4 protein-coding genes are annotated in these 2,365 nt (G+C 37.8%); 2 read left to right on the plus strand and 2 right to left on the minus strand.

Translation table 11 applies throughout. The features are described from left to right. Both HRT72_04530 and HRT72_04535 read left to right on the plus strand, forming a co-directional pair. Nucleotides 1-435: hypothetical protein (locus tag HRT72_04530; protein ID NQY66973.1), on the plus strand; the 435-nt coding region annotated here is incomplete at its 5' end. Between the two features lie 351 nt (nt 436-786). Then, the gene (locus tag HRT72_04535) at nt 787-1,449 is read left to right on the plus strand and encodes a hypothetical protein (GenBank protein NQY66974.1); all 663 of its coding nucleotides are present in this window, start codon (nt 787-789) and stop codon (nt 1,447-1,449) included. An 8-nt stretch (nt 1,450-1,457) separates the two neighbouring features. On the opposite strand, the gene HRT72_04540 is transcribed toward HRT72_04535, so the two are convergent. Together HRT72_04540 and HRT72_04545 are read right to left on the minus strand one after the other, a co-directional pair. Continuing rightward, entirely contained in the window at nt 1,458-1,814 is a 357-nt protein-coding gene (locus HRT72_04540; protein ID NQY66975.1) for a LapA family protein, read from the minus strand. Next, on the minus strand, nt 1,811-2,365 hold a 555-nt coding region (locus HRT72_04545), incomplete at its 5' end, for a mechanosensitive ion channel (protein ID NQY66976.1). The genes HRT72_04540 and HRT72_04545, both read right to left, overlap by 4 nt.

Below are 2,365 nucleotides of genomic sequence, written 5' to 3' on the forward strand. Positions count from 1 at the left end.
ATGAAATTAATTCTTACTGTTTTCGCTGTTTGCCTATTGAATGGTGCTTTCGCTCAAAATATTGACCTTATTGGGACTTGGACGGGATACAATGTTCAAACGGGTAACCCGAAGAAATTCGCTTTGGCAGACTCCTCTTCTTTCAAATCTGTTTTATCCATGAATTCCGATTCGACTTTCACGTTAATCACCAGAGGACACGAGATAGTTATGGGGAATTTTACTGCCGGGCCTAATTTCATCATCCTTTTCAAGCTTGTAGGATTTGAGGATTATGAGCGCTACTGGGATATCCGATGGACCAAGGGGAATGATCCTTACGAGCAAACTTCAGAAATTGACATGCTCATTCCTACGATGGCAACAGTATTGAACAAAAAGAAAAACACTACTGGGGTTACTCAAGTCTATGTGTTGTACAAGAAGACTGAATAAAAATAAACCCGCGTGGTACGTTAATTGAAGCCTCAATTAACACGATTAGGATTGCCGAAGTGCTCTGAAATCCGTTGTTTGGTTTCCCTCTTTTCAATAATTCCGATATAAATCAGATGAAATACGGCCTGCCATCCTGCTTCTGAAACTCTCCTGATAAAATTTTTCCTAAGCTTCAAATTTATCCACACGGGTCCTTCTTTCGAAGTCGATACTAGGACCAACTCAGTTGGCTGTAACGTATCGTGAAGGTAACCATTTTGAAGAATACTCCACATCAAAAAATTCATTTGTTGAATTAATATTTATAATTTGAACTCCTTTAATGAATCGAAGTAAAGTACACCAAGCATGAAATATATATCTGTCCTTGTTTTCCTAATTGCAGTTGTTCTTTTCTTCGCCCAGCTAATATTTGTGCTCATCGGTAGGAAAGTCGATAAAAGGCGTTCACCACAGTCGCATTGGGCAGTTAAATTGATTCAAGTTTTCATAGGACTATATGGCTTTACCGTCTTTGCTCTCCCATGGGCAATATGGCGGGGTACGATCGACTTAGACTTTACTACCCTACTCGAATCTTCGATGAAGTCAAATTTTGGCGAATCAATTTTAATTTTTTCAGAATTGTTATTTGTTTGCTTCTCTTTGATGATTACTAGTTCCCTGATTCAAATTGTACTCAAAATCAATAAAAAATCAGTCACAACGTACTTATTTGAAATGATGATTTCCAGCTGTGCAATCATAATCGGAGCATTATTAATGAAGCATATCGAGACCCATTTTATTGACTCAACTTGGCCGATGAGAATTCGTGGTGGACCTAGCACTTTGCCGGAGAATAACGTTGAAATAAGGTATGGACTATATTTGGTCCTCTTACTAGCCGCAGTGAATATGACGGTTCAAAGCATGTTGTTCTTTAAGTCAACGGAAGAAGAAGAGGCGGAGCCAAAGACAAAACCTGAGCAGGTAAAGCCCAACTCCGAATTATTAGACGACTTAAATTAGAACTGAATTTATTCTTCTATTTCCTTGGTAGGCTCCGTTTTTCCCGGTGATTCAGTGGGTTTTGAAACAGGGTCTGGTCTTCTAACCTTTTCACGTAATGCTGCCACTTCGCCTTCCAAATAACTGATTTCTTTATCCTTTTTTCGGGATTTAATAAATCCAAAGATCTTGGCATAACCATACCCACCAAACATACTAACTAGGATTAAAATCGTCACTGGCACTGGTACAGTTCCAAATATTAAATTTAATTCAAACACTTTCCAATTAAGTAAAGCGAAAATTAAAATCAACAAACCAACCACACCCCAAAATATGTGATTCAACTTCTGCGTAAAGCTTAATTTCTCCCAGTAATCTTTCAATTTTTCTCTTTTTGTTTAATGTCACCTAAATGTTCCATCCCCTTGATGTGAACGTCGCGCTGTGGAAATGGAATATGAAGTCCGTACTCAGTTAATTTTCTACTTACAGTCCGTCTCAAGTCTGATTTAACGTTTTCAATTCTAAACGTTGTACTGGACCAAAACATCATTTCAAATTCCAACGCAGATTCACCAAAATTGGTAAACCGTACAAAAGCTACAGGTTTTTTTGCTATCAAATCATGTTCGGACATCGATTCTTCGAGACAAGCAAAAACTTGTTCGACATCAGAACCATAAGCAACGTTTACTTCTACGGTAAATCGCACAGACTCGTTATCGATTGACCAGTTCACAACCTTCTCTGCAACAAACTTTGAATTTGGAATAATTATCGTAACATCATCTCTAGTAAGAACTTCAGAGCTTCTTAAATTGATTTCTTCAACCTTCCCTACTACCCCATCAGCTTCAATGATATCACCAATCTTGAGTGAACCTTCAAATAACAAAAAGAGTCCGGACACTAAGTCTTTGAAAATATTTTGAAG

The organism is Flavobacteriales bacterium (genome assembly GCA_013214975.1).
Lineage (GTDB): Bacteria > Bacteroidota > Bacteroidia > DT-38 > DT-38 > DT-38.